This is a genomic window from Stenotrophomonas sp. YJH_SMC_6, assembly GCF_059371335.1.
The window spans coordinates 166,031-192,944 of the sequence record NZ_JCAFUM010000005.1; the positions used below are offsets into that span (position 1 = coordinate 166,031).

At 67.4% G+C, this 26,914-nt stretch carries 24 protein-coding genes; 5 read left to right on the top strand and 19 right to left on the bottom strand.

Annotation, left to right across the window (positions count from 1 at the left end; all coding sequences use genetic code 11):
• Positions 1-10 precede the first annotated feature (10 nt).
• The gene (locus tag AC5P9N_RS07265) at positions 11-1,183 is read right to left on the bottom strand and encodes an MFS transporter (RefSeq protein WP_099484186.1); all 1,173 of its coding nucleotides are present in this window, start codon (positions 1,181-1,183) and stop codon (positions 11-13) included.
• Positions 1,180-2,394 carry an MFS transporter gene (locus AC5P9N_RS07270; protein ID WP_099484185.1) on the bottom strand — a complete coding sequence of 405 codons (1,215 nt, stop codon included), beginning with the start codon at positions 2,392-2,394 and terminating at the stop codon, positions 1,180-1,182. The genes AC5P9N_RS07265 and AC5P9N_RS07270 overlap by 4 nt, the downstream gene beginning before the upstream one ends.
• 133 nt (positions 2,395-2,527) lie before the next feature.
• On the opposite strand from AC5P9N_RS07270, the gene AC5P9N_RS07275 reads away from it, so the two are divergent.
• Positions 2,528-3,115: a TetR/AcrR family transcriptional regulator gene (locus AC5P9N_RS07275; RefSeq protein ID WP_062608072.1), complete on the top strand. Its 588-nt coding sequence runs from the start codon at positions 2,528-2,530 to the stop codon at positions 3,113-3,115.
• A 181-nt stretch (positions 3,116-3,296) separates the two neighbouring features.
• Here the strand turns inward: AC5P9N_RS07275 and AC5P9N_RS07280 are convergent, their stop codons facing one another.
• Complete coding sequence (locus AC5P9N_RS07280; RefSeq protein ID WP_099484184.1) at positions 3,297-4,223, bottom strand: oxygenase MpaB family protein; 927 nt, start codon at positions 4,221-4,223, stop codon at positions 3,297-3,299.
• A 309-nt stretch (positions 4,224-4,532) separates the two neighbouring features.
• On the opposite strand from AC5P9N_RS07280, the gene AC5P9N_RS07285 reads away from it, so the two are divergent.
• The gene (locus tag AC5P9N_RS07285) at positions 4,533-5,147 is read left to right on the top strand and encodes a hypothetical protein (RefSeq protein WP_005407899.1); all 615 of its coding nucleotides are present in this window, start codon (positions 4,533-4,535) and stop codon (positions 5,145-5,147) included.
• A 39-nt stretch (positions 5,148-5,186) separates the two neighbouring features.
• On the opposite strand, the gene AC5P9N_RS07290 is transcribed toward AC5P9N_RS07285, so the two are convergent.
• The 13 genes from AC5P9N_RS07290 to AC5P9N_RS07350 all read right to left on the bottom strand — a co-directional run bounded on the left by AC5P9N_RS07290 (position 5,187) and on the right by AC5P9N_RS07350 (position 17,701).
• Positions 5,187-5,531, bottom strand: a complete 345-nt coding sequence (locus AC5P9N_RS07290) for a hypothetical protein (RefSeq protein ID WP_049395680.1) — start codon at positions 5,529-5,531, stop codon at positions 5,187-5,189.
• Positions 5,532-5,565: 34 nt separating this feature from the next.
• Positions 5,566-6,336, bottom strand: coding sequence for a LytR/AlgR family response regulator transcription factor (locus AC5P9N_RS07295; protein ID WP_005407897.1), 771 nt, complete (start codon positions 6,334-6,336; stop codon positions 5,566-5,568).
• On the bottom strand, positions 6,326-7,585 hold the full coding sequence (locus AC5P9N_RS07300) for a sensor histidine kinase (protein ID WP_005407896.1): 1,260 nt from the start codon (positions 7,583-7,585) through the stop codon (positions 6,326-6,328). Before AC5P9N_RS07300 ends, AC5P9N_RS07295 begins: the two co-directional genes overlap by 11 nt.
• Before the next feature lie 212 nt (positions 7,586-7,797).
• Entirely contained in the window at positions 7,798-9,447 is a 1,650-nt protein-coding gene (locus AC5P9N_RS07305; RefSeq protein ID WP_099484183.1) for a M28 family metallopeptidase, read from the bottom strand.
• 381 nt (positions 9,448-9,828) lie between these two features.
• Entirely contained in the window at positions 9,829-11,475 is a 1,647-nt protein-coding gene (locus tag AC5P9N_RS07310; protein ID WP_043033936.1) for a CsgG/HfaB family protein, read from the bottom strand.
• Between the two features lie 16 nt (positions 11,476-11,491).
• The gene (locus AC5P9N_RS07315) at positions 11,492-12,169 is read right to left on the bottom strand and encodes a hypothetical protein (RefSeq protein WP_012479008.1); all 678 of its coding nucleotides are present in this window, start codon (positions 12,167-12,169) and stop codon (positions 11,492-11,494) included.
• A 97-nt stretch (positions 12,170-12,266) separates the two neighbouring features.
• Positions 12,267-13,367, bottom strand: coding sequence for a hypothetical protein (locus AC5P9N_RS07320; protein ID WP_005407892.1), 1,101 nt, complete (start codon positions 13,365-13,367; stop codon positions 12,267-12,269).
• Positions 13,358-14,554, bottom strand: a complete 1,197-nt coding sequence (locus AC5P9N_RS07325) for a hypothetical protein (RefSeq protein WP_033833696.1) — start codon at positions 14,552-14,554, stop codon at positions 13,358-13,360. The genes AC5P9N_RS07320 and AC5P9N_RS07325 overlap by 10 nt, the downstream gene beginning before the upstream one ends.
• Positions 14,555-14,661: 107 nt before the next feature.
• A complete protein-coding gene (locus AC5P9N_RS07330) occupies positions 14,662-15,924 on the bottom strand; it encodes an RNA polymerase sigma factor (RefSeq protein ID WP_099484182.1) in 1,263 nt (420 codons plus the stop codon).
• Between the two features lie 45 nt (positions 15,925-15,969).
• The gene (locus AC5P9N_RS07335) at positions 15,970-16,326 is read right to left on the bottom strand and encodes a DUF1428 domain-containing protein (RefSeq protein WP_005407889.1); all 357 of its coding nucleotides are present in this window, start codon (positions 16,324-16,326) and stop codon (positions 15,970-15,972) included.
• A gap of 24 nt (positions 16,327-16,350) precedes the next feature.
• Positions 16,351-16,761, bottom strand: coding sequence for a VOC family protein (locus tag AC5P9N_RS07340; RefSeq protein ID WP_024958760.1), 411 nt, complete (start codon positions 16,759-16,761; stop codon positions 16,351-16,353).
• A gap of 36 nt (positions 16,762-16,797) precedes the next feature.
• On the bottom strand, positions 16,798-17,220 hold the full coding sequence (locus AC5P9N_RS07345) for a VOC family protein (protein ID WP_005407887.1): 423 nt from the start codon (positions 17,218-17,220) through the stop codon (positions 16,798-16,800).
• Positions 17,221-17,287: 67 nt separating this feature from the next.
• Positions 17,288-17,701: a YciI family protein gene (locus AC5P9N_RS07350; protein ID WP_033833692.1), complete on the bottom strand. Its 414-nt coding sequence runs from the start codon at positions 17,699-17,701 to the stop codon at positions 17,288-17,290.
• Positions 17,702-18,427: 726 nt separating this feature from the next.
• Between AC5P9N_RS07350 and AC5P9N_RS07355 the strand changes: the two genes are divergently transcribed.
• Entirely contained in the window at positions 18,428-18,835 is a 408-nt protein-coding gene (locus AC5P9N_RS07355; RefSeq protein ID WP_012479004.1) for a YciI family protein, read from the top strand.
• On the opposite strand, the gene AC5P9N_RS07360 is transcribed toward AC5P9N_RS07355, so the two are convergent.
• Positions 18,813-20,894 (bottom strand): NHL repeat-containing protein, encoded by a 2,082-nt coding sequence (locus AC5P9N_RS07360; RefSeq protein ID WP_164212746.1) that lies wholly within the window; start codon positions 20,892-20,894, stop codon positions 18,813-18,815. The genes AC5P9N_RS07355 and AC5P9N_RS07360 overlap by 23 nt on opposite strands.
• Positions 20,895-21,059: 165 nt before the next feature.
• On the opposite strand from AC5P9N_RS07360, the gene AC5P9N_RS07365 reads away from it, so the two are divergent.
• Positions 21,060-22,580: a tetratricopeptide repeat protein gene (locus AC5P9N_RS07365; RefSeq protein WP_044569460.1), complete on the top strand. Its 1,521-nt coding sequence runs from the start codon at positions 21,060-21,062 to the stop codon at positions 22,578-22,580.
• A gap of 48 nt (positions 22,581-22,628) precedes the next feature.
• On the opposite strand, the gene AC5P9N_RS07370 is transcribed toward AC5P9N_RS07365, so the two are convergent.
• Both AC5P9N_RS07370 and cycA read right to left on the bottom strand, forming a co-directional pair.
• The gene (locus AC5P9N_RS07370) at positions 22,629-23,405 is read right to left on the bottom strand and encodes a lytic transglycosylase domain-containing protein (protein ID WP_012479002.1); all 777 of its coding nucleotides are present in this window, start codon (positions 23,403-23,405) and stop codon (positions 22,629-22,631) included.
• A 201-nt stretch (positions 23,406-23,606) separates the two neighbouring features.
• Positions 23,607-24,980, bottom strand: coding sequence for a D-serine/D-alanine/glycine transporter (gene cycA / locus AC5P9N_RS07375; RefSeq protein WP_005407881.1), 1,374 nt, complete (start codon positions 24,978-24,980; stop codon positions 23,607-23,609).
• Positions 24,981-25,210: 230 nt separating this feature from the next.
• On the opposite strand from cycA, the gene AC5P9N_RS07380 reads away from it, so the two are divergent.
• A complete protein-coding gene (locus tag AC5P9N_RS07380) occupies positions 25,211-26,827 on the top strand; it encodes an EAL domain-containing protein (RefSeq protein WP_005412097.1) in 1,617 nt (538 codons plus the stop codon).
• The last annotated feature ends 87 nt before the right edge of the window (positions 26,828-26,914 follow it).

The following is a 26,914-nucleotide window of genomic DNA, read 5'->3' on the forward strand; positions in this document are numbered from 1 at the left end:
TGGCGTGGATCTACCGGCGCGTTGTGGCAATCACCAGCGTGGCGACCATGGCAAGCCCGGCCGCGACCCACAGATTCGCATGCAGGCCCACGCCATCCAGCAGCCGTCCACCGCCCCACGCGCCCATTGCGATGCCGATATTGAACACACCGACATACAGCGCGGTGGCGATCTCCACCGCGTGCGGCACTGCCTTCATCATCCAGCTCATCAGGCCGACCGACACGCCGCCATAGGCCAGGCCCCACAGCAACAGCACCACAATGCCGCCGGAGGGTGTGCCGCCCAGCCACAGGAACAACAACGGCGTCAGCAGCAGGCCGCAAGAGATCGCCAGCAGCATGCTGCGCGGGTGACGAGCGGCCAGTGGTCCGGCGATGAAGTTGCCCGCGATGCCCGCCATGCCATAGGCGAACAGCAGCGCGCCGATCCAAGCGGCATCCACGCCCGATCGCAGGGTAAGCAACGGGCGCACATAAGTGAACGCAATGAAGTGACCCGCTACCAGCAGCAGCGTCAGGCATAGGCCGCGCTGCAGGCCACGGTGGCCGAGCAGCTGCACGAACTGCGCCGGGCGCACCGACGCCACCACCGGCAACGCGGGAACCACCCACAGTTGCAGCAGCATCACCGCCGCACTGAACAGCGCCATCGCTGCGAACGCGAAGCGCCAGCCCAGGGCGTCGCCGATCAGTGCACCCAGCGGCACCCCCAGAACCGATGCTGCGGCCACGCCCCCGAAGATGATCGAGGTGGCCAGGCCGATGCGATGCGCCGGCACCAGGCGTGCTGCCAGCCCACCAGCGATGGCCCAGATCCCGCCCATGCAGAACCCCACCAGTACGCGCGCGGCCAGCAGCCAGCCGATGCCGGGTGCCAGCGCCGAAGCAACGTTGGCGACCAGCAGCAGCCCCAGCAGCACGCACAGGATGCGACGACGATCGATGCCACCGGCTGCGATCACCACCAGCGGTGCGAACACTGCCGCCAGCAGGGCCGGCAGCGAGATCATCAGGCCGGCGGTGCCGGTGGACGCGCCGAGATCTTCGGCGACAGGGGTCAGCAGGCCCACCGGCAGCATTTCGGTGGTGACCACCGAGAAGGTGGCGAGGCCAACCGCAGAAACCGCCCACCACGGATGGCGATGCACAGGCGCGGCATGCGCAGGCGATGAAGCGCTCACGGGATGATGCCTTCAGGGGAGGTGGATGCAGCAGATGGGCGCAAGGCACGTCGCGCGAGTACGGCCAACAGCAGCACGCCCCCGCCTGCCACCAGTGCAACGACAAAGCCGCTACGCACGCCCCCCGCATCGACGCTCTGCCCGGACAGCGCCGCGCCCAGCGCCACGCCGATGTTCAATCCGGCCAGCAGCCAGGTCATGCCCTCGGTCAGGCGCGATTCGGGCACGCGTTGTTCGACCAGCGACATCGCCACGATCATCGTCGGCGCGAAGAACACCCCGGCCAGCAGCACCGCCACGGCCAGCCCGGGCAGGCTGCCGACCCACGGCAGCGGCAGGGTGGTCATCGAGGTAGCTGCTGCACCGAGCAGCAACAGGCGCCGCAACGGCGCCTGCAGCTTCAGTGCCCCGAACAGCAGGCCCGCCGCGCAGCTGCCCAGCGCATAGGCCGACAGCACCACGCTGGCGGCAAGCGGCTGCCCCCGCTGTTCGGCGAAGGCCACGCTGGTGATGTCGACCGTACCGACAATCACGCCCATCGCCAGCATCAGCAATGCCAGCAGGCGGATCTCCGTGTGCCGCAGCAGCGAGCCCGAGGGAGTTGCACCTTCGTGCTGCTGCAGCGGCGGCTCGGTGCCCCGCTGCAGCACCAATGCGGCGACGCCGACCACCAGCAACAGGGCGGCCGCCAGTACGCCGGCCTGTGGCCATACCGCCACCGACAGCCCCACTGACAACGGTGGACCGACGATGAAGGTCACCTCATCGAACACGGTCTCCAGCGAATACGCGGTCTGCAGCTGCGGGCGACCGCGATGGATCGCAGTCCAGCGTGCGCGCACCATTGCGGACACGCTGGGCATGCATCCAGCCAGCATGGCGGCGACGAAAAGCGCCCAGTCTGGCGCAGCCAGCAGCGTGCACGCGAGCAGCAGCAACAACCCTGCCGCACTGGCCGCAGTAGCCCATGGCAGCACCCTGCCCTGCCCGCGCCGGTCGACCCAGCGCGATACCTGCGGTGACAGCAGCGCATAGGTCAGCACGAAGGTGGCAGACACCGCACCGGCCAAGGCATAGCTGCCGCGCAGCTGCGACAGCAATGTGATGATGCCGATGCCGGTCATCGGCAGCGGCAGGCGGGCCAGCAGGCCGGCCAGGGCGAGGCCGGCGGTGCCGGGGGCGGCGAACAGGTCGCGGTAGGGGGTGGCCATCGGGATCTCCAGGGCAGCGGCTTGCCTGGCGCTCCCGGCGCCACGACAATACATACAGAGCGTATGAATAAGAGCCTACATTCATACGCGTCGTATGTAAATAATCATGCACTGCGTATGTAAGGAGTTCCGGATGGTCCGTCGCACCCGCGCCGAGATGGAAGAAACCCGTGCCAGCCTGCTGGCCACCGCCCGCCGCGTGTTCAGCGAGCATGGCTATGCCGCCACCTCGATGGATGACCTGACCGCCCAGGCCGGCCTGACCCGGGGTGCGCTCTACCACCACTTCGGCGACAAGAAGGGCCTGCTGGCCGCGGTGGTCGCCCAGCTCGATGCCGAGACCGACCTGCGCCTGCAGGCGATCAGCGATGGCGCGGATGATGCCTGGGACGGTTTCGTACAGCGCTGCCGTGCCTATCTGGAGATGGCGCTGGAGCCGGAGATCCAGCGCATCGTGCTGCGTGACGCGCGCGCGGTGCTGGGTGGCGCCTCACCGGAATCGCAGCGCCACTGCGTCCACTCGATGCAGCGCCTGATCGAACAGTTGATCGCGCAGGGCGTAGCGATGCCGGCGGATGCGCAGGCGCTGGCATCGCTGATCTACGGCAGCCTGGCCGAGGCCGCGTTCTGGATCGCCGAGGGCGAGGATGGCGACGCGCGCCTGCGGCAGGCGACGACGGCGCTGGAAATGCTGTTGCGTGGCTTGAAGTCGGCCGGGTGAGGCCCATCCACGCATGGCGTGGATATGCTGCGGCATCCGCTCTGGTAGAGGCCAACCTTGGTTGGCCCTTCTGCGGCATCGCGCGCAACGCGTGCCAACCAAAACCATGGCATCAGCAGATCCACGCCATGCGTGGATGAAGCTCTATCGCGCAGCGCTTGCCGACCAAGGTTGGCACCTATCAGGTAATCGCGGGCCACTCGCGCAGGGCTTCCACCGGCACGCCCATGCGCGCACAGGCGCGGCTGGCGAGGCCATCGGGCAGCGCACGGCGGAACAGCGGCGCCATGCCCTGCATCAGCTTCGCTGAAGCGGCCGCCTGCGCACGCTGGCGGCCGCTGCGTTCAAGCATGCCTTCGGCCCAGTCCGGCAGCAGTGCCGCACCGGCGCCAAGGAACACCTCGCGCGACAGCCCCGGCACCGGTACCGGCAGGCGCACGCCGGACAACACCTCCAGCACTTCACGCGAGCGCTCGTCCACACGCAGCTCCGGTTGCCGCGCGCAGAAGTACGCTGCCACCTCGGCTTCACTGCGCGGCACATCCACCGCACCCAGTGCTTCGGCCACGCGGCGGTACTCGTCGTAGTAGCGGTCGGCGATGTGCGCCGGCACCTCGCGCCCGTAGCGACGAAAGCCCTGCAGGAAACCAAACGCCTCAGTCACGTGCACCCATGTCAGCAGTTGTGGATCGTCCGCCGCGTAGGGCTCGCCCTGCGCGGTCTGGCCGCGGATCCGTGCATGGATGCGGCGCACCTTGGCCACCAGCGCCTCTACCTCCCCGCTGGGTGCATAGCTGGTACCGGCGACAAACGCGGTGGTGCGACGCAGGCGACCCACCAGGTCCTGGCGGAAATTGGAGTGGTCGTAGACCCCGGCCAGCGCGCGCGGATGCAGGGTCTGCAGCATCAGCGCACACAGGCCCCCGGCCAGCATCGAGGGGAACTCGGCGTGCAGGCGCCAGGTCACGCTGTCAGGTCCAAACCAGCCCGGGTCACCCAGCGGCTGGTCGTAATCGATGCCGCTCTGGCCACGCGGGAAGGCCTCCAGTACCCAGCGCCGGATCGGCGCGGTGACGGGGCGGGAGAGTCGCTGCAGCAGAGCCGGCATCACAGGTCCAGGAAAAGCGAAAGAGTGGCCGCGAGTTGCGCGGTCAGCCCCGATTCTGGGCGATCACGACGCCGGCGGCGAGTCTTCGCACTCAGCCACGGTTTCATGTGCGGCCGCAGCACATTTCACCCTGCGACATCCTGTCGCAGGCTCCGGCCTCGATGCTGCGATGCAGCAACATTCACCGATTCAGAGAAGGCCCTTACGCTGCTTGGCATTGCGCCCATTGCACGGCTCGCTGGAAGTGCTAGAACTGGACCCGCCACACCGTCCAATGCTGATCGACGCACGTTCCACAAGGAGCCAGCCATGATTGCTTTGTTCAAGGGTTTGGGAATTCTGCTTCGCGACAACGAGCTCTACAGCAGCCCGTTCGATAAACAGGTTGCGCATTGGCGCAATCTCAGCGAGCAGCAGATCCGCGATGAAGTAGCCGTGCTGGCGCAGGCCAAGTGCCAATGGCTGATCGCCTCGATCGTCGGCTGGCAGGCGGCCTCGCTGCTGATTCTTGGCCTGATCGCCAACTACCTGTGGCGTGACGACTTCCATATCACGTTCACCCGCGTGGTAGTCGTGTTCGGCTCGTGGGTCTCGATCCTGTTCGTGATCTGGTTCATGGCCAACATGTTCGATCAGCAGGCCGGTTTCGAGCGCTGGATGAAGGCGTTCAACAGTCGCGCACGCATCAGCTCCAAGGCCGACAGCGTCGAGCACGTGGCCGAGGCCCTGGAACTGGCCGAGCATTACCCGGAAGTGCTCGATTACAAGCAGGCGGTCACCGCCAAGCGCGAGCTGCGCCACGAGGACATCCGCATCATGACCGAGATCGGGCGCATGAAGCAGCACTCCGAACTGGTCGGCCGCCTCAACCACGTGGGCGAGAACGAGCACCACCACGACCTGACACTGCAGCCTGCCTACTGACCCTTCAGGGAAGCGGGGGGACCCACAATGCCACCGTGATCACTCACGGTGGCATTGTTCTTTCCGATCCTCGCTGACGCACTGGGCGAAGCCCTTCGGCAGGTCCCTGAACTCCTGGGTGGTGCCGACCGCCAACGCGAACGACCGTATCGGCGCTCTCGCACACGCGGCGTCAGGACGACAGGCCGGGTCCAGCAACAGGTAATGGCACTGACCGCTGCGGCTGGCCATGCACTCAAAACGCGCCACGCCGTCCACTACCGTGCGCTTGCTGTACAGCGTGTCCACGCCATTGGCAGTGGTGCGGGTGATCGCGGTTTCGGTGGACTTCTGGCAACCGGCAAGCGCCAGTGCAGCGAGGCCTGCAAGCAGGAAAAGACGCATGCAATGCTCCTGGTAGCGGAAAGGTGCGGTGCGGCTACATGCCGCGGAACAGGCTCATGAATGGTTGGCTGACCACCAGTGTTTCCGTCCGGCCCCGCAGCCGCAGCACACCGCGCCCGGTATCGTCGCGGCTGACCGCCGCCACCGCCTTCATGTTGACAATGGTCGAGCGGTGGATCTGGCGGAAGTGCTGCGGGTCGAGTACTTCCAGCAGTTCGCGCAATGGTGTGCGCAACAGGCTCTCGCCGGCAGCGGTGACCACGGTGGTGTACTTGTTGTCGGCACGGAAGTAGGCGACATCTTCCAGCATGATCAGCTGCGTCTCGCGGCCGTTGCTGGCGGTGATCCAGGCCAGCGGCGGGCGCTCGGCAGCACCCTGCGATGGCCCCAGCCGCTGCAGCAGGCGTTCAAGCACGGCGTCATCCTGGCGTGTCGATGGCAGCCGCGACAGGATGCGCTCACGCGTCGCCAGCAGGCGTTCGTCACTGACCGGCTTCAGAAGGTAATCCATCGCGCCCTGCTCGAACGCGTCGATGGCGTACTGGTCATAGGCGGTGACGAACACCACCTGGGTGCGCGGGCTCAGCTCGGACAGCGAGCGCGCAACTTCGATGCCACTGATGCCGGGCATGCGGATGTCGAGGAACGCGATGTCCGGCTGCGTCTCGGCCAGTTGCTCCAGCGCACTGGCACCGTCCTCGCACTCGGCCACCAGTTTCAGCTCCGGCCACAACCGGCGCAGCTGTTCCACCAGTGACTGCCGCAGCAGTTCCTCGTCTTCGGCAATGAGGGCTTCAAGCGGCATGGCTGCGCTCCTTGTGTGTCTGCGGCAAGGTCATGGTCGCGGCAACACCGCTGGGGAAGTTGGCAACGATCGCCACGCCGGCCTGCTCGCCACAGGTCAGGCGCAGGCGTTCGCGCAGGTTCTTCAGGCCGATGCCGGTGCCGCTGGTGCCCTGGCCGAAGCCGAGCCCGTCGTCGGCGACGGTCACGGTCACATGGTCATCGAAGCCACGCGCCAGGATCCAGATCGTGCCACCGCCGGGCTTGGGTTCCAGGCCGTGCTTGATCGCGTTCTCCACCAGCGTCTGCAGTGCCATCGCCGGCAGGTGCACGCCATGCAGCTCATTCGGTACCTGCACTTCCACCGCCAACCGTGCGCCCATGCGGATACGCAGGATCTCCAGGTAGGCGCGCGTGCGTTCCAGCTCCACGCCCAGCGTCGACACCGACTCGTCCACCTGCGGCAACGAGCTGCGCAGGTACTGGATCAGGTGGCCCAGCATCTGCTCGGCACGTGCCGGGTCGGTGCGGGTCAGCACCTGCGCGTTGGCCAGCGTGTTGTACAGGAAGTGCGGCTCCACCTGCGCATGCAGCAGGTTCAAGCGCGCGACCGACAGTTCCTTTTCCACCTGGGTCTGTTCGGCCGCGGCCTGCTCATCGCGGCGCTGGTCGGCCACGCGGCGGCTGATCGCGCGGGTGACCGCTTCGGCGTTCTCGAAGTTGCTGCCCTCATCCAGCGCCAGCAGATCGGCCCACCAGCCAGCATCCGGTTCGAACAGCAGAGTGACGGTACTGGTGCCCTGCCCCGGCGTGACCGTCGCCAGCACGCTGTTGCGCTTGATCGCCAGCCGCGCCGGCAGGTTCCAGCGCGAGGGCTGGCGGCCATTCCAGAGGTCGACCCGGCGCACGTAGGCGCGCACCTGCAGGCTGCCGGCCGAGCTTTCCACATCTTCCACGCGCGGAAGTTCGGCAATCGCCGCTTCCACCACCGCATAGGCCTGGCCGGCATCCATCGGCAGTTCCACCTGGCGGCGCTGGCGCCCGGACAACGTGGTCGAATCCAGTCGGCCGGCCACCAGCCAGACCCGGCGCACGTGGGTGATCGCGCTGCCCAGCGCGGAGATCATCAGGAACATCGCCAGCAGGCCGAACACCCAGCCCGGGCCATCGTTCATGCCGCTGAAGATGCCGCTCCAGACCATGCCGGCGACAACCAGCGCGGCGGCCCAGGCCAGCAGGTGGCGGATCAGGAGAGAGAGGCTGGCGAACACGGCGGCGCCTTGGAGGAAGGGGGTGAGCCGAGCATAGGGCGGCCCGCCGGGCAAACAAGCGGGCTGCGACGAAGGCCGGAAAAGTGGGGATGGAAAGCCATCTGGTAGTGCCGGCCGCTGGCCGGCTCCCCACTTTCTCCGCATGCATCACAGGGATGCCGGCCAGCGGCCGGCACTACCCGGGAGGCGCCGGGCGAACCCGGCGCATGCCCTTACTTGCGCTGGTCGGCGCTGGCATCACGAACGGCGCGGAACGATTCGTCCTTGCTCCAGTTCGGCCAGCTGCGCGTGTTGGCCAGCTGGTTGCCGAGCGTGTACAGCACTTCCAGGTCGCGGGCGGCACCGGCGAACACCCAGTCCGGCTGCCATTCGTCGCCCTGCTGGTGGTAGCGCTTGGCGGTGTAGTCCTCGGAGGCCTTCTTGCCTGCGGCCACGCCACCGTTCACCCAGTCCTGGCCGGCCGACCACGACAGCGCCGGCACGCCACGCTTGGCGAACGGGAAGTGATCGGAGCGGAAGAACAGGCCGGCTTCCGGCTTCGGGTCCGGGGTGTAGCGGATATCCCAGCCCTTGGCCACGTCCTTCAGCTGGTCCAGCAGCTCGAAACGCGCGGCACCGTAGATGCCGAAGTCGCGCGACGGCCCGAACGGCGCCATGCCGTCCATGTTGATCACCGCCACGGTCTTTTCCAGCGGATACAGCGGATGGGTGGCGTAGTACTCCGAACCCAGCAGGCCCTTTTCCTCGGCGGTGACCGCCAGGAACAGCACTGACCTCTCCGGACGCTTGGCCTTGGCGAAGCCACGGGCCAGTTCGATCAGCGAGGCGGTGCCGCTGGCGTTGTCCAGTGCGCCATTGAAGATGCGGTCGCCACGTGCGTCGGGCTCGCCCACGCCGATGTGGTCCCAATGCGCGCTGTAGACGATGGTCTCGTCCGGGTGGCGGCTGCCTTCCAGGCGTGCGGCCACGTTGTGCGAGATGATCACTTCGGTCTTCACCGCGTACTTCGCGTCCAGGCTGGCGCCGGTCAGCGGCACCGGGGTGAAGTCGCGCTGCTGCGCCTTCTTCTTCAGCGCCTCGAAATCCTGCCCGGCCGAGCGGAACAGCTCAACGGCCAGGTCGCGCTGGATCCAGCCTTCCAGCAGCGGGTGGCTGTCGGCCGGGTTGTCGCGCACCACGTCGAACATGGTGTTGGTGTTGGAGCCGGCCACGGTGGCCCAGCCGTACGACGCCGGTGCGGTCTCGTGCACGATCAGCACGCCCAGCGCACCCTGGCGGGCGCCTTCTTCGTACTTGTAGGTCCAACGGCCGTAGTAGGTCATGCCCTTGCCGTCGAAGTCACCCTGGCCGGTCTCGAAGTCCGGGTCGTTGATCAGTACGACGGCGATCTTGCCCTTCAGGTCCACGCCCTTGAAGTCGTCCCAGTTGCGCTCCGGGGCCTTCACGCCGTAACCGAGGAACACCAGCGGGGCCTTGCTGATGTCGACGTTGCTGGCCCCGTTCATGGCGGCGCGCACGGCAATCTGCTTGCCCTGTTCCAGCGGCAGGGTCTTGCCGCCCTGGTGCAATGCCAACTGCGGCGCGCCGACGATGTCGCCCTTGCGCAGCGGCACGGCCTGGGTCCACAGGCGCTTGCCGTCCTTGAGGTCACCGCCCGGCTGCAGGCCGGCGTCGGCGAACTGCTTGCTGAGGAAGGCGATGGTCTTTTCTTCGCCGGCGGTGGCCGGGGAGCGGCCTTCGTAGGCGTCGGAGGCCAGTTCCTTGACGTCGGCGGAGATCCGCGCGCCGTCGAATTTCGGGGTGGCCGCCATCAGTGCGCTCGACACCGACAGGGCCAGCAGGCCCAGTGCTACTCGTTTCATTGCTCTCTCCAGCAGGAAATCCTTCTGGAGTGTAATGGGATTCGGCAGGGCTGCGCCCTGCACCTGCCGAAACAACGGCAACAGCCGAAGCAACAGCAAAAGCTGGTTTCCTGAGGGTAGGCGGGGTGGGTCCGGTTGCGGGGGACGCTGCAAGTACATCCATGTAAGCTCGGTCGCCGCATCCATGCGGCTCACGCCCCCGCAACCGGACCCACCCCGCCTTCGACAGGTTCCCGCTGCTGTTGGTGGGTGTCGACCTTGGTCGACACATCGCTGTTGGTAGGTGTCGACCTTGGTCGACGCGGACGGAAACACGAAGGGGTCAGATCCCTTTCCCGGCGGGAAAGGGCTCTGACCCCTTCGGTGTGTTGCTTGAGCCTGTTACCAGTTCGGGTCTTCGGCGGGCGCGGCAGCGGGCTTGGGCTTCGGCTTGGCGGCCGGGCGTGCGGCAGCTGCGGGAGCGGCCGAGGCAGTCGCGCCTGCGGCGGCGGCGGCCGGCTTGCTGCCCAGCTTCTGGCGCAGCTCGATCTGGCCCGGACGGAAACCGCCGCGCATCGCGTCGACGCCGTCTTCGATGGTGCCGTACGAGGTCTGTGCAGCGACGCGGTCGATGCGGATGGTGCAGCACGGGTGTTCGCTGCGGCCCAGCGAGCGGCCGGTCTGCGGGTCCTTCAGTTCTTCGCCCAGGCGCACGGCCTGCCAGCGCTGGCCGGCCTGCACGGTGTCACCGCCCTGGCTCAGCACCACCTGGTCACCGTCCACCGAGACCACCGACACCGGAAACAGCGTGGTGACGATGCTGGTGCCGATCTGGCCCGACAGCGATTCCATCATCGCCGCGGCCATGTTGCGGCCGTTGACCACGCGCGGCAGGGTGCTGGGGCCGGTCGAGGCCAGCTGGTGGTCGAAGCTGTCGGACATCACCACCTGGCCGGTGGTGGCGTTGATCAGGCGCAGGGTGATGCGGCCGCCACCGGAGTACGAGGTCACCTGGCGGTCGGACATGCGCAGGTTGCGCACGCTGCGCGGGTACTCGAAGCGTTCGATGGTCGGTATCAGGATCAGATCGGTCGCCAGTTGCTGGCCCACGCGCGCGGTGTCCTGCAGGCGCACGTTGCCGCTGTTGATGTGGTCGATCTCGGCCTGCAGTTCGTCGCCGAACTCGCGGTCCAGCACGATGAAGCGCTGGGTCTGGGTCAGCGTGTCGGACAGGCGCGCACGGATCGCGTCGGCCACTTCATCGGCATCCACGCGGCCATCGCCTACGGCGTAGCTGCCGGCCTTGGTGCGCGGCAGTGCAACCACGATCTTCGGCTTGCCCTGCTCGTCCGGCGCGCGGTACTGGGCGATCTGCGCGCGCACGCGCACCTTCCAGTAGCTGCGCATGCTGCGGTGGGTCACGTCGGAATCGAACGAGCTTGCACCACGCTTGGCATCGACGCTGACCTTCTCGTCGTAGCTTTCCCTGACACTGGCCGAGGCCGAACCGCTCTTGGCCGAGGCTTCGCCGGACGCAGTGGCCGACGCCGAGCCCTTGAAGCTCCAGCCTTCATCGCTGGCGCGCACGCGGGCGATGGTTTCCTCGTCCAGCTGCCGCACTTCATCCTGCGACAGGATTTCATAGCCCAGCACCGCGCCCTGCGAGCCGGCGATCATCTGCTGGGTGAACGCGTCGGCGCGGATATCGCCGACGTGTTCGCCATCCACATCCACATGCAGGCCTGCGCGCAGGCCCTGCATCTGGCTGGCCACGCGTACGCCGTTGACCTGCGCCACGGCCGACTGCAGTGCCGCCAGCACCGCCAGTTCCGGGGTGCTGCCGATGCCGTCGGCTTCGCGCGCGACCTGGGTGGTGCCGCCGAAATCCGGCGTACCACGCAGGGGCGCTGCTTCCACTGGCGCATTGCTGGCCAGTGCACTGGTTGCCTTGTCCTTGGCGGGCGCGGCGGCCGGGGTGTCCTGCTTGCCGCAGGCTGCAAGCAGCGCGGCGGCCAAGCCCAGGCCGATCAAACGGGTTGTCATACGCATGGAGATTCGCCTCGGATCAGATCGAGTCGAGCATCGAGTCGGCGTTGGACGGCACCTTCACCTTGCTCTTCCTGGCGAAGGTCACGGCCGACTTGGTCGAACCGTACAGGCCCTGGATGAAGCCCGGCGATTCCTTGGCCACCCATGCGCCCGCTGCCAGCTTGCGGCCAACGGTGGCCAGCTGGGTCGCGCCCAGGTTCTTCATGCCGGCGGTGAAGCTGCTGGCTTCGCCGCCCAGCTTCTGTGCTTCGGCTGCCGACGCCAGCAGCGAGACCAGGCCTTCGGCGTAGTGCTGCTTGGATTCAGCGTTCAGTTCCGGCTGAGCGGCCTGGCGCTCGTTGATCGCGGCCTGCGCAGCTTCGCTGACCGACACCGACTTCTTCATCGCATCGACGCTAACCGAACCCGACGACAGCGCCTGGCGCTCGGCTTCCAGCAGCTGCACCTGCTCGGCCAGGCCGAAGGCACGGGCGAACGAGGTCTGGGCCTGCAGCGAGTGCGACTGCGAGCTGACGAAACGACGCACCAGCGCTTCCTGCGCGGCTTCGTCCGGAGCGGCGGCGCTGGAGGCGCTGCTGCTGGAGGTGCCGGTGGCGGCACCGGCCAGGTCCTTCAGCTTGCCCAGGCCCGCGTGGGCCGGCATCGACAGGGTGGCGGCAGCGATGGCCACGACAAGAGCGGTATTGCGGATCATATGAGTGTCCTTTGGGAGAGACGGCCGCGAAGCGGCACGTGGGAATCGGTAACCCCAGCGCGATGCCGAGCGAGCTCGGCACCCACCGGGTGGCGGATCAGCGGACTGCCTTGACGTTCAGTTCGTTGATCATCTGCTGGGCGGCCTTCTCGGCAGCCAGCTGCAGGGCATTGGTACGGGCCACGGTTTCATTCGGGCCGGTGCCGGAGAACTGCACCGGGCCCACCGACGACACGGTGCGCGGGAAACGGCCGGTCACATCCAGCACCTTGCCGGTGACCGTGACGAACACGCGGGTGTTGCCGCTGGCCGGATCGCGGTCGCGCATGCCGACGTCGAGGGTACCGACGGCGATGTAGGGGATGTTGGCCGCACGGATGCCGTTGGCGGTATCGCGCAGGGTGGCGGCAGACAGGTCGTTGCCGGTGCTGAAGTCCTTGCGGATGCGCTCGATGCTCAGCAGGCCGCGCGATTCGCCTTCCACATACTCGGCTTCAACCACTTCGTAGCCGGCGGCGCTGAAGGCACCGGTCATCGCGGTGTTCACTTCAGCGGCGTTGGCCACCTTCCAGCTGATGTTGTCGCTGCGCTGGGTGGTACTGCCACCGCTGGTGACCGACACCGAACCGTTCTGGTTGATGCTGCCGTTGGTGCTGACCGAGTTGCCGCGGAAGCTGTCGCCTTCACGGGTGTTCTCGCTGTAGCTGCTGCTGGCGTCGACGCGGCGGTATTCCTTGTCCTGGAACGACTGCACGGTGTCCTGCGAGCGTGCCATGAACAGGAAGGTCAGCAGCGAACGCTGCGCGGCGGTGGCACCGGCCACGGCCGAACCTGCGTCCAGCTTGGTCTGCAGCAGCGTGGTGTTGATCTCGGCGCGGACAGTGACGGTGTAGGTCTTGGCCTTCTTGTCTTCGGTGTCCGACAGCGGCACGGCACTGAGCACATAACGGTCGATCTCGCCGATGAACTCGGCGCGGCGGGCTTCGAACAGGCGCAGCTTGGCCGCACCGGTTTCAGCGATGTACGCCTCCAGTGCATTGACCTTGGCCTTGTTCAGGGCCTGGGCGCGGGTGTCGGCGCTCAGGCGCAGGCCGTAGCTGGCCGAACCGGTACCGCGCGAACTCGCGGTCTGCGCGGCGACCGGCGAGGCCACCACCAGCGCGATGAGGATGAGCAGGATGGTACGCATCAACGACATGACTTGATCAACTCCTGGAGGGCTTGGGTCTGCTGCTGCAACGGGCGGCCGCCCGGCTTCTGTTCGTCCAGCCATGCGCGCGAATCGGCACGCTTGGCGGCGGCGCCGGCGAAGGCATCGAAGCCGGCCAGCAGGGTTTCGTAGCTGGCCGACCACTGGTCGACCTGCCACTGCGTGACCGGCACCACCTTGGTGGCGCCCTTGCGCAGCGGCTGTTCGAAATAGACCTTGCCGGAGAAGGGCTCGGTCACTTTGGCGGTGAAGAACGCGCCGAACAGCATCGTCTTCATCGCCGGGGTTTCATTGATGACGCCGTTCTTCAGCGCATCGACCTGCACAGTGATGACGTAGTCCGGCTCGGGGATCTTCAGCTGGTAGACCTTGCCGTCGGCAAAGCGGGCGGCCATCGCACCACCGATCGCCTGGCCCGAGGCCGGCGGCAGCAGGCCGACGCCGGTATTGGACGACAGCGTCTTGGACAGTTCATGGGCCAGCGTGGCGCGCAGCGGGGTTTCCCACTTCGGGTCGGGCAGCTTGGCGCGGACCGCGTCGGACAGGGTTACGCCACCGACCTGCAGGCGACGCACGGCGGCATCGGGCAGCTTGGCCTGGGCGAGACTGGCGGCCAGCACCTGCGACAGGCTGGTATCGGCGCTGCCGTACAGCAGATCGGCGACGATCGCGTCGATATCGTCGTTGTCCGGCCGGTAATCCTGCACGTCGATGCGCTGCAGGGTCAGCGGATAGGACGCGATCACCTGGCGCTCGCGGAAATCGAAGAACAGTGCCTGCAGGGCCACTTCCACCAGCACTTTGTACTGGTTGCCGATCGGCTCGACCGAGACCAGTTCGCGGTCCAGTGCGGCGGCCAGCACCGTCGCGCTGGTGGTGCCGTCGAGCATCGCCACCGGCTGGTCGATCAGCTCCAGGTTCGCCGGCGGCCGGCGCTTGAGCGCCTGCGCCAGGGTCTGGTTCAGCGGGATCAGGCCGCGCTTTTCCAGCACGGCATGCGCATGCGGCGTGGTCGCCTGCACGGCAGCGGCATCCGCGGTATAGGCAAAACCGGCCCAGTAGGCCTGCTGCGATTTGTCAGCCGCCTGCGCGGCCATCGGCCACACGGCCAGGCACAGGGCACAGGCAAGCAGGCGCGCAAAAGCGCGCGATGCGCTCTTCGTCCTTGAATACATCCAACCGCTCCTCGGTCAATACGCACGGAATGCGGACGCTGATGCGTCCGCTGGGCGCGAAACATAGCCGCTCAGGCGCCTGCCGACAAGTGCTGCGTTCGTCGCAGTCACTCCTGGGGCGGCAGTCCGGCCCGTTGGCGCAGCAGGCCCCGCTCCGCCTGGTTCTGGCTGAGTCTGGCGGCTTCGGCAAAAGCCTGACGCGCGTCGAGGTCGCGCCCCAGCGCCTGTAGTATCTCCGCGCGGACTACCTCCAGAGGGGCATAGTCGCGCAGGCGTGCATCCACCAGCAACGGCTGCAGCTGCGCCCACGCAGCGAACGCGCCCTCGCTGCGCAGCACCGCCACGACCCGATTCAAAGCGACAACCGGCGAAGGCATCACCCGCAGCAACCGGGTATAGAGCGAAGCGATACGTGGCCAGTCGGTGGCTTCAGCCCGACGCGCAGCCGCATGGCAGGCGGCGATGCGCGCCTGCAGTACATAGGGATCATCAGCACCACCGGCGGCCAGCGCGCGGGCCAGCACCTGCTGCCCGCGTTCGATCTGCAGCCAGTCCCAGCGCGCGCGGTTCTGCTGGTCCAGCAGCACCGGCGCGCCCTGCGCGTCGGTCCGTGCCGCAGCACGCGATGCCTGCAGTTCCATCAGTGCCAGCAGGCCCAGCACCGGCGGCACCGGCAGCCGGTGCGCCAGGATGCGTGCGAGCCGCAGTGCCTCCTCGCACAGCGCCGGACGCATCCAGTCATCGCCGGCGCTGGCCGCGTAACCTTCATTGAAGACCAGGTAGATCGCCTCCAGCACCGAAGCCAGTCGCTCGGGCATCGCGTCCGCGCGCGGCACCTCATAGGGCACCTGCTTCTGCGCCAAGGTGCGCTTGGCGCGCACGATGCGCTGGGCGATGGTCGGCTCGGGCTGCAGGAACGCACGTGCGATCTCGACGGTGGTCAGGCCACCGAGCAGGCGCAGGGTCAGTGCCACCCGCGCATCGGCCGGCAGCACCGGATGGCAGGCCACGAACATCAACCGCAGCAGATCGTCACCCAGGTCATCCTCCAGCGCCTGGCTGTCATCCGGTGCCGGCAGCGCCGCTGGGTGCAGTTCCTCGCCCCACTGCGCATGCTGCTGCGCCACCCGCTGGTGTTGGCGCAGCACATCGATGGCACGGTTGCGCGCAGTGGTCATCAGCCAGGCTCCGGGGTTGTCCGGGATGCCCTGTTCCGGCCAGCGCTCCAGCGCGGCCAGCCAGGTGTCCTGGGCCAGCTCCTCGGCACGGCCGACATCGCCCCCGAGCAGCCGCGCCAGGCGCGCGATCAACACCGGCGATTCCATCCGCCAGAGGGTTTCCAGACGCTGCGTCAGTGCGGGATCGGGCATGCGCCGATCACAGCACGCACGCCCGGCCCGCACAAGCGCCGCAGCTCACGCTTCAACAATCGGCTTGAAGCCGCCCCAGAACATGCGCCTGGTATCGAACGGCATGTCCTTCGGGCCCAGCGACGCCAGCCGCGGGTCGGCCATTACCCTGGCGTTGATGCGGTCGCGCGCCGCGCGCGAACGGAACACCACGAAGGCGACGATCACCGTTTCGCCGGGCTTTGCCTTGACCGCACGCGGGAACGAGGTGCTCTTGCCCGGTTCCACATCGTCAGCCACGCATTCCATGTACTGCAGCGCGCCATGGTCCTTCCACACCGCACCGGCCTTGCGGGCGAGGCGGCGGTAGGCCGCCACCTTGTCCTGTGGGCACGGCAGCACGTAAGCATCCACGTAAGCCATGAGGGTTCTCCCTTGTGGCGGCCGTCAGCCCGGCTCGCCGTCCATGTGTGCGATTTCCCAGAGATGGCCATCCAGGTCCTGGAAGCCGCGCTGGTACATGAAGCCGTAGTCGCGCGCCGGCTGCGGTTCGCTGGCACCCGCCGCAAGCGCCTTGTCCACCATCACGTCCACCGCCTTGCGGCTGTCGGCCGACAGGCAGGTGATCACCTCGGTGTGGCTGTGCGCATCGGCAATCGCCTTGTTGGTGAACTGCTTGAAGAACGGCTGGGTCAGCAGCATCACGAAGATGCTCTCGCTGATGACCATGCAGGCCGCATCGTCGTTGGTGAAGGTCGGGTTGAAGCCGTAGCCCAGCGCGGCGAAGAAGGCCTTGGATGCGTTGAGATCCTGCACAGGCAGGTTGACGAAGATCATCTGCGGTTGCGGTGCACTCATCGGTGAAGCTCCTTGTGGATGAAAGAAAGAGAGGAATCAGGGTTGCTTCATGCAGTTGACCATCCACGGCTTGCCGTAGCGGTCGATCAGCATGCCCCAGCGGTGCGCCCAGAACGTTTCAGCGATCGGCATCTGCACCTGGCCACCTTCGGCCAGCGCCGCGAACACGCGCTCGGCTTCCTCGATGCTGTCGACGTCGACATTGATGGTGGTCGAACCACCCTCGCCACCGCCGGGACCGTCCGCCGCCATCACGATGGCGCTGCCGATCTCCAGCTGGCTGTGCGCGACGTGGTCCAGGGTTTCCGGCGGCATCTCGTTGCAGCCCGGTGAGCCATCGGAGGGCGGCATGTCGCGGTATTTCATTTCCGAAGTGACCTGGCCACCGAGTGCCTTGGCGTAGAACGCCATCGCCTCATGGGCCTGGCCACTGAAGCCGAGGAAGGGAATCAGTTTCATGGCAATACTCCGTTGTGCGGTTCAGGGCAGTAGTGCCGGGTCGTGCCCGGCAGGGAGATGAATCGGGTCAACCTTCCAGCTGTGCACGCAGACGCTGTTCCTGCTGCTGTAAGTCGGGGGTGAAGGCTTCACCGAAGTCTTCGGCGGAGATCAAGGGACGCAGTTCGAGCGTGCCGCCACTGCCAAACGGCGCGCGGCTGGCCCATTCAACCGCTTCGTCCAGCGACCGCACCTCCCACAGCCAGAAGCCGGCGATCTGTTCGCTGGCAGGACCGAACGGACCGGCCTCGACCTTGGGTGCCCCGCCGCCGAAATGAATGCGACGGCCGCGCTGGGTGGCGTGCAGGCCTTCACCGGCGAGCATGATGCCGGCGGCCACCAGTTGTTCGTTGAAGGCGCCCATTTCGGACAATTCCTGTTCGCTGGGCATGCGGCCGGCTTCGGAGTCGGCGTTGGCCTTCACGATCACCATCACTTTCATTGCGGTCTCCCGTGGGGACGCGTGGTGCGTGCCCTTCATTGGGTACAACGAACCAGGGGGCTGGGAATCGACACGTCTGTTGGAAATTTTTTTCTTGCGCGGAAAGCGCGCCTTCGGCGAGGGTCGGCGAACGGCGGAGCCCCTCCGTGGTGGGGTCGGGTTGGTCGCTGAAAGCTGGGTTCCTGTGGGCGAGCCGGGCGGGTGGGATTGGCGGGGACGCCGTGAACCCGTCCATGGGGGCTTAGCCGCGGCATCCATGCCGCGGATACCCCGCCAACCCCACCCGCCCGGCCCCAGACATATCTCTGCGGCTGCCCCACCACGGGAAAATCAAGAGAAAAGGCAGAGCAAAGGCACCAGCAACGGCGATTGGCTGGCGGCCTCGGCTTTGCGAGCGAAGCGACCCGCTTTTGCTCTTGTTTGTGATTTTCCGTGGTGGATCAGCTGCAGAGATCTGTCCAAGGCCGGGTGGGTAGGCGGGGCGGGGGTGTCCGCGGCATGGATGCCGCGGCCAAGCCCCCATGGACGGGTTTACGGCGTCCCCCGACCCGCCTACCCACCCGGCCAACCGCCAGAAACCCAGCTTTCAGCGACCAACCCAACCCCACCACGGAGGGGCTCCGCCGTTCGCCGATCCCCGCCGAAGGCGCCGCCTCCCGCGCTGCAACATGCTCACGCGCAAACCTGCGCGATCATGGACACTCCGCCCCCCGCCAGGACCGTCCCATGCAGCAGTACCTGCTTCTGATCTATATCGAGCCTGCCCTGCTGCAGGCCCTGCCCATCGAAGAATTCAACGCGCTGATGCGCGACTGCCTGGCCCACGCCGACAAGCTGCAGGCCGAAGGCACGCTGCTGGCCGCGCAGAAACTGCAGCCGGTCGACACTGCACAGACCCTGCGCGTGCGTGATGGCAACAGCCGTGTTCTCGATGGCCCGTTCGCCGAAACCCGCGAACTGCTGGCCGGCTTCAACCTGATCGTCGCCCGCGACCGCGACGAAGCCATGCGCATCGCCCGCGACTTCCCATGGGCGCGCTTCGGCAGCATCGAGGTGCGGCCGCTGGAAGACATGGACGCCGAGCGCGAACGCTGCGGCGCCCCGGCTGCGGCTATGGCAGCAGCCGTACCCTGATCTCGCGCGGGCCCACGCCTTCGTTACCGCTGTAGTCGCGCACGCTGGCGCGCACGATGTACTCGCCCGGCGGCAGCGCCGCCGGCTGCCAGCGCCCGGTTTCCATCAGGCCGTCACGCACGGTGTTGGTGGCCAGGTAACGGAAACGGGTCACCGCGCTGCCATGCACGGTGATGCCGCTGTCGGGGGCGTAGGCCACCCGCACCGCCTCCTTCTGCGGCGGCATGCGGTTGAACACGATGTTCCAGCGCGGCTGTTCGTAGCCCTGCAACGCCCGGCCACTGGCATCGAGGATCTGGTAGCCCACCTGGTACATGCCCAGACGGCGGCGCGGCAGGTTGTTGTCGACCTGGTCCCAGGCCTCGATCACGATCTGCACGCCGCGGCCCTGGCGCGCCACCATCACCACGCCATCGCTGCCGGCGGCCATCGGCTGGTCGTTGTCATCCAGCAGCGCCACATCGGTGATGCGCGGTGCGAAGTGGTCGGCGTAGTTGTGGAAGCCCAGCGCCACGGCATTGGTCTCGAAACCACCGGTACCCACGGCCAGGTGCACGTGCGCCTGGTTGTTGATGCTGCCCAGGCGGTCGCCGACGTGGATGCGCATGCCGCGGCGCACGCGCATCCGCTCCAGCTTGCCCTGCTCGTCATACAACGCCTGCCAGCGCGCATCGTAGGGCTCATCGCGCGGGGTGCGGCCGACCCGCATGTGGATGTACTTGAGGCGGTCCACCGCCAGGCCCTCGGCCTGCTCACCCAGGTTCCAGGCGGCCACCGGGCTGCTGATCTTGCCCTCGGCAATCGCCAGTACGGTCTGGCCCACATCACCGCGCACGTCGAAACCGCCATGCAGGTGGTGGCGGCTCTCGCCAGTGAAGTTGCCGCGCACCTCACCCAACGTACCGACCACTTCATGCCAACCGTCCTGCGGTGCCAGCGGCCAGCGACCGCCCGTCTCCGGCAACGCCGCATCGGCAGCCGGGCCGACCAGTGCCGGTGCCGGTAGTTCGCCCACCGGCAGCGGGCGCAGGCGATGCAGACGGTAGCTGGCGGCGTCGGCCACCAGCACGCTGCCATCGGCATCCATCGCCAGCCCGCTGGGGCGGGCCAGGCGCGGCAGGCGACCATTGCCAACCAGCGCGATCTGGTGACCCTGCGGCGTCACCTGCACGATGCGGCCATCAAGATCGCCCACGTACAGCACGCCATCGTGGGTGGTGGCCAGCGACAGCGGCCCATTGATCACGCCACCGGCGGCGACCACGGTGCTGACCGTGCCGTCGGCGCCTACGCGGCGCACCGCGTTGTTGAACAGGTCGGCCACCAGCAGCGCGCCCTGCGCATCGAAGGCCAACGCCACCGGCGTGTCGAAGCGCGCAGCGGCGCCCACGCCATCGGCCAGGCCCGGCCGATCGCCGCCGGCCAGGGTGCGCACCATGCCGTCGGTGCCGATCACCCGGATGCGGTCATTGAAGGTGTCGGCCACGTAGACCTGGCCCTGCGCATCCACTGCGATGCCCATCGGCGCATCGAAGCGTGCCTGCACGGCAGGGCCATCGGCGTGGCCCTGTTCGCCACCGGCCAGCGTGGTCACCTGGCCATCGGTGCCGATACGGCGGATCGCATGGTTGCCGGTGTCGGCCACATACAGGCTGCCCTGCGCGTCGGCGGCAATGCCCGAAGGCGTATTGAAACTGGCCTGCAGTGCCGGGCCATCAACGCGTCCCTCGCCCTGCCCGGCCACCGTTTCAACGCGGCCATCGGGCAAGCGGCGGCGGATCCGGTTGTTGTCACCGGCGTCCGTGAAATAGACGCTGCCATCGGCACCGCGCAGCAACGCGTACGGATCGGCGAAACGTGCTTGCGCGGACGCGCCATCGCGGTCACCCGGGTGGCCATCGCCGGCCAGCGGTTCGATCTGCGCGGTCCACGCCAGCGGCGTTGGAACCGGACCCGCCGGTTCAGCCAGCGTATGCAGCGGTGTCTCCCACCAGGTTGCGGCCAATGCCACTACCGTCGCCAATGCTACGCCTGCCGCCATCCATTGCCACCGTGCCATCGTGCTGCGCTGCCTGCCTGCCGTCTGAAGAGGCACCGACAATAGTCGCTGAACGCACGATCCGCCATGGCCAATCGTGCGGTCAAACGCCAGAGTTCCATCCATCGCGCTTGTTCTCGCTGGCTGCAGCGGGTTCAATGCGGTTCCCACGGATGGAAATCCTCCATGCCCCGCATCCTCCCCGTCGCCGCCCTGCTGATTGCCGCATTGGCCAGCACATCCGCCACTGCTTCGATCACGGTGGCACCGCAGAAGCCGTCCGTCACCGCCGATGCGATGCACCAGGCCTATGCCACGCGATGGGATGAAGCCATCCAGCAGTCGCGCAGTGGCAACACGCTGGGTGCGCTGATCGCGATGGAACGGCTGATGGAAGATCCGATGCTGGATGACTTCGATGCCGAACACCGCGGCCGCGCCGCGCAGGTGGCCGGCTGGACCGCAATGGTGCAGAAGAAGCCGGACCAGGCGCGCCGCTACCTGCAGCGCGCACAGGAAGCACTGCCGGACGACGCGCAGATCCTGCTGACCCTGGTCTCGGTGGAACTGTCCGAGAACCAACCGGCACCTGCCACGAAGCACCTGGTGCAGGCGCTGAAGCATGCCGACGCGCCGTTGCCGGTGGACCACCACGCGATCAACTACCTGCAGTTCCGCCTGCGGGACCAGCCCCAGCAGCGCATGGAACTGCTGCAGGCGCTGTTCGACAACGGCTGGAAGAGCGGCGGCCTGGAACCCACCGGGCTGTGGCTGGCGCTGGCCACGCTGCAGGCCGACAACGGCCGTGGCGACAGGATTCCCGCCACGCTGGCGCGCATCACCGGCCCCGCCGAGATCATCCGCCTGCGCAGTGACAAGCGGTTTGATCGCTATGTCGACCGCGCCGATGCCCGCTTCGATCCGGTGCAGGCTGCACAGAAACACCTCGACGAACTGCGGGTCTCCGGCCTGCTCGACCGGGCGCTGGACGCACGCATGGCCGAGTTCAGCAGTACGCTGCTGATGCTGGACCGCAACGAGGAAGTGCTGGCACTGACCGATGGCATGGCCGGTGCGGCGGCCGAAGGTGAGTCGCCCTCGGCGGCGGAAGCCGAATGGGTGGCATGGCTGCTCAACAGCCGGCTTACGGCGCTGCGCCGGTTGGGCCGTACCGACGATGCGCTGGCCACAGCCAGGCTGGCCGCACGCATCGGTGCGCTGGGCCCGGATGGTGCCGAGCACCAGTTCAACGTCGGCTTCGTGCTCAGTTCGCTGGGCCGCATGCAGGACGCTGCTGCCGCAGTGAATGACATGCCAGGCCTGGCCGGTTACGGCAAGGCGGCCCAGGCACTGCTGCAGTTCGCTGCCGCCCGCGAACGCGGCGATGCCCAGGCAGTGGAAGCCGCCCGCTCGGTGATCCTTGCCCAGCGCGACGACGCACGCCTGTTCCATCGCGAGATGCTGCTGGACGAAGGCAACCTGGACGGCGCAGCCGCAGTGCTGATCGAACAGCTGCGCTCCCCCACCGACCGTGGCGAGACGCTGGCCTCCCTGCAGGACATGCGCACCTACCCCTCGCTGCCCGGTGACGTGAAGATCGATGCGGCCTGGCGTGCGCTGAAGCAGCGCGCCGACGTGCAGGCCGAGGTGGCACGCGTCGGCCGCATTGAGCGCTACGACCTGGTCAGCGCTTCCACTTCGCGCTGAGCCGATTTTCTGTGGCGCCGAGCGTGGGCTCGGCACTACACCTTCCGCCTAGCGGGCTGGCACCTCGGTACGGATGCCCATCGCTTCGCGGTAGCGTGCATACAGGGCCATCACCTTGTCCACATAGGCCAGGGTTTCGGCGTAGGGCGGCACGCCCTTGTAGCGGGTGACTGCACCGATGCCCGCGTTGTAGGCGGCCGCCGCCAACGGGCGATCGCCGTTGTAGCGGCGCAGCAGCGCGCGCATGTAGCGCGCGCCGCCCTCGATCGACTGCTGCGGCGAGAACGGATCGCGCACGCCATATTCCTGTGCGGTCTCCGGCATCAACTGCATCACGCCCTGTGCGCCCTTGGTCGAGACCGCCAGCGCATCGAAGTTGCTTTCGGCATGGGCAATCGCGCGCAGCCATGCGTCATCGACACCGGTGGCCTTGGCCGCGGCCTTGAACTGCTTGGCGTGCTGCGCCAACTGCGGCTTGCCGACCTTGCCCAGGCCTTCGTGGGCAGGTTCGCCCGGCGGCGTGGCCACTGTGAACTTCAGGAACACCCGCGAGCCGGGCAGGTTGCGGGTGGAGTAGACCAGCGCGCCATCCTGCTCGCGCTCGTACAGCACGCCGCTGAACACGCCCATGTTGCCCCACAGGTTCGGGGTCTGGATGGCGTTGTCGTCGATTTCCTTCGCGGTGCAGCGTGAACCGGGTTCCGGCGCGGTGGCCAGGCTGACGGTGTTGCCCTGCACGCAGCGGTAGACGGTGCGCGCGGCGGCCAGCCCGGGCCACAGGCTGGGCAGCAGCAACAGCGCAAGCAGGAGAGGGTGACGGGGCATGGCGGCCGGATCATCCGGCCGCGCCCGCTAATGTTGGGTGAATGGGGGCCGGCAGGGCGGCGCCCGCGGCGGTAGAGTCGACTGTCAGTCGACTATCGCGCGCAGCGCGGGGTTTTCCGGTGGCCCACGGGAGAGCAGTCGACTAACAGTCGACTCTACCGACGTTCCCGATTTCCGGCATTGCCGCCCCCGCATTCCCGGTCATTTTGCCGCCCTCCGACGCACCCAATACCCCACGCCCAGCAGCACGAACCACACCGGGCTGGCGATCAACGCCTGGCGGGTGTCGGCCTGCAGGCTCAGCAGCACCAGCACAGCGGCGAAGAACACCAGGCAGGCCCAGCACATGGCAACACCGCCGGGCATCTTGAAGATCGATGCGGCATGGCGCTCCGGATAGCGGCGGCGATAGGCCATGTAGGCCACCAGGATCAGCGACCAGACGAAGATGAACAGCACCGTCGCCAGCGTCGTCACCAGGGTGAAGGCGGTCACCAGGTTCGGAATCAGGTAGATCAGCAGCGTGCCACCGAGCAGGCACAGGCACGAGAACAGCAGGCCGCGGGCGGGCACGGCGGCACGTGACAACTTCGACAACCCGCGTGGGGCGTGACCCTCTTCGGCCAGGCCGTACAGCATGCGGCTGGTGGAGAAGATGCCGCTGTTGGCCGAGGACGTGGCCGAGGTCAGCACCACGAAATTGATCAGGCTGGCGGCGGCAGGGATGCCGGCGAGCACGAACAGTTGCACGAACGGGCTCTTGTCCGGCACCACCTGGCGCCACGGGGTGACGGCCATGATCGCGATCAGCGCCAGCACGTAGAAGATGATGATGCGTACCGGGATCGAGTTGATCGCCTTGGGCAGGTTGCGCTCGGGGTCGGCGGTTTCGGCGGCGGTGGTGCCGACCAGCTCGATGCCGACAAAGGCGAACACCGCAATCTGGAAGCCGGCGAAGAAACCGACCAGGCCCATCGGGAACATGCCGCCGTCGTTCCACAGGTTCGACAGCGACGCGGTGTGGCCGCTGGGCGAGGTGAAGCCCCACGCCACCAGGCCGGCGCCGGTGATGATCAGCGCGCAGATCGCCACGATCTTGATCAGCGCGAACCAGAATTCCATTTCGCCGAACAGCTTCACCGTCACCAGGTTCAGCGACAGCAGCAGCATCACGCACGCCAGCGCCGGCTTCCAGGCGTCAAGCCCGGGGAACCAGAACTGCGCGTAGGCGGCAATGGCGATCACATCGGCGATGGCGGTGACGATCCAGCAGAACCAGTACGTCCATCCACAGAAGAAGCCGGCCCAGGGGCCGAGCAGATCGGTGGAGAAATCGATGAAGGATTTGTACTGCAGGTTGGACAGCAGCAGCTCGCCCATCGCGCGCATCACGAAGAACAGCATCGCGCCGATGATCAGGTAAACGAAGACGATGGACGGGCCGGCCAGGCTGATGGTCTTGCCCGACCCCATGAACAGGCCGGTACCGATGGCACCGCCGATGGCGATCAGTTGCAGGTGGCGGTTGGACAGGCTGCGGCGCAGGTGCTCGGGGGGCGTTGCGGGCTCGGTCATGGGCGCGGGCAAAAGGGCGGGCGAAGCGTTCGACGGTAGTCCTCCACAGGCCGGAGCGCCAGCGCCGGATGGGCCAATCCCGTCAAACTTCGCCGCTTTCATCACAATGTGACCGAATACCGGATTCATCCCATTCCGCCCGGCCCGGCGCCATGCTCAGATAGCCGCACCTGCCCAAGGATCGGCCCGACCATGCGCCCTGCCCCGCCCGCCCCGCTGGAGCCCCGGCCATGAGCCGGCTGCGCGTGATCATCGGCGGCACCGCACTGGCGCTGCTGGCCGCAGCCGTGCCGATCGCGGTGATGGCCTACGCCACCTGGGACCGTGCGGTCAGTGTCGAGCAGCAGCGCCTGCGCGACATCGCCGGCCGCACCCTGCGCCGCGCCGACCAGTCCTACCTGGAAGCGCTGGCCGCGTTGAAGTCCGCCGAGGCCGGCGCCTACGATCCGTGCGGGCCGGACCACATCCGGCGCATGCAGACGCTGGTGATGACCTCGCCGTCGGTCGACCAGATGGGCTACTTCGAGGGTGGCAAGCTGCGCTGCACGTCGTGGGGCCCGTTCCTGTCCGACGTCAACCAGCCCAGGTCCGACCACGTCACCAGTGATGGCGCCGGCATCGCCGTGGATGTGCGCCCCGAGGCAAGCGGACGGCGCCAGGTCCTGTCGATCCTGTATGGCAACTACGACGTGCTGGTCGATCCGCGCCGCTTCGTCGATGTCATCGCCGACCCGAACGTGCGCCTTGCCCTGGCCAGCCCGGACGGCCGCCTCCTGGCCAGGCAGGACGGCATGGATCCGGCATTGCTGGAAACCCTGCTGCGCGCGCCCGGTGAGGGCCTGGACCACAACACCCTGTACGCCACCGCGCGCAACGAAGAGTGGCTGGCGATCGCAACCACGCCACGTACCGCGCTTGCCGCGACCTTCCGCCAGCAGGCCTGGCTGTTCGTGCCGATCGGCGTTCTGCTGGCCGCCATCGGTGCCGGCCTGGTGATCTGGCTGTCGCGTCGCCGCCTGTCCCTGCGCGGCGAGCTGGCCACGGCGATCCGCCGCCGCGAGCTGTACCTGCACTATCAACCCATCATCGAACTGGATACCGGCATCTGCGTCGGCGCCGAGGCGCTGGTACGCTGGCAGCGCCCGGATGGCACCCAGGTGCGGCCGGACCTGTTCATTCCGCTGGCCGAAGAGGCCGGCATGATCGCCGCAGTCACCGATCTGGTGATCGAGAACGTGGTGCGCGACATGCGCGAACTGCTGGTGGCCGACCGCAGCGCGCACATTGCGATCAACCTGGCCGCCGAAGACATCAGCAGCGGCCGTGCGCTGAAGATGATCTCCAAGCACATGGCCGGCAGCGGTATCCTGCCGCAGCAGATCTGGATGGAAGCCACCGAGCGCGGCTTCCTCGATCTGGACCGCGCCCGCACGATGCTGGCACAGGCACGTCGGGCCGGGCACAGCGTGGCCATTGATGATTTCGGCGTCGGCTTCTCCAGCCTGCAGTACCTGGAGCAGCTGCCACTGGATGCGCTGAAGATCGACAAGTCGTTCATCGATGCGATCGGCACCGAGAGCGCGACCAGCCCGGTGACGCCGCACATCATCGACATGGCCAAGGAGCTGGGCCTGTGGGTGGTGGCCGAGGGCGTGGAAACCGAGGCACAGCTGGCGTACCTGCATACCCGGAAGGTCGAGTTCGCGCAGGGCTGGCTGTTCTCGCGGCCGCTGCCACGGGATGAGTTCGTGGCGTTCCATCACAAGCGGCAGCAGCGCTATGGCGCGGCGCGGGAGCACATGCAGAATCCGCGCAGCGTGCCGATCGAGCGTGAGGGAGTGGAGTAGGACGGCGAACGGCGGAGCCCCTCGTGGCGGGTCGCGTATTGCTATCCCAGGGTTGGCCGGGACGGTCGGGTTCGCGGGGGGCGCCGT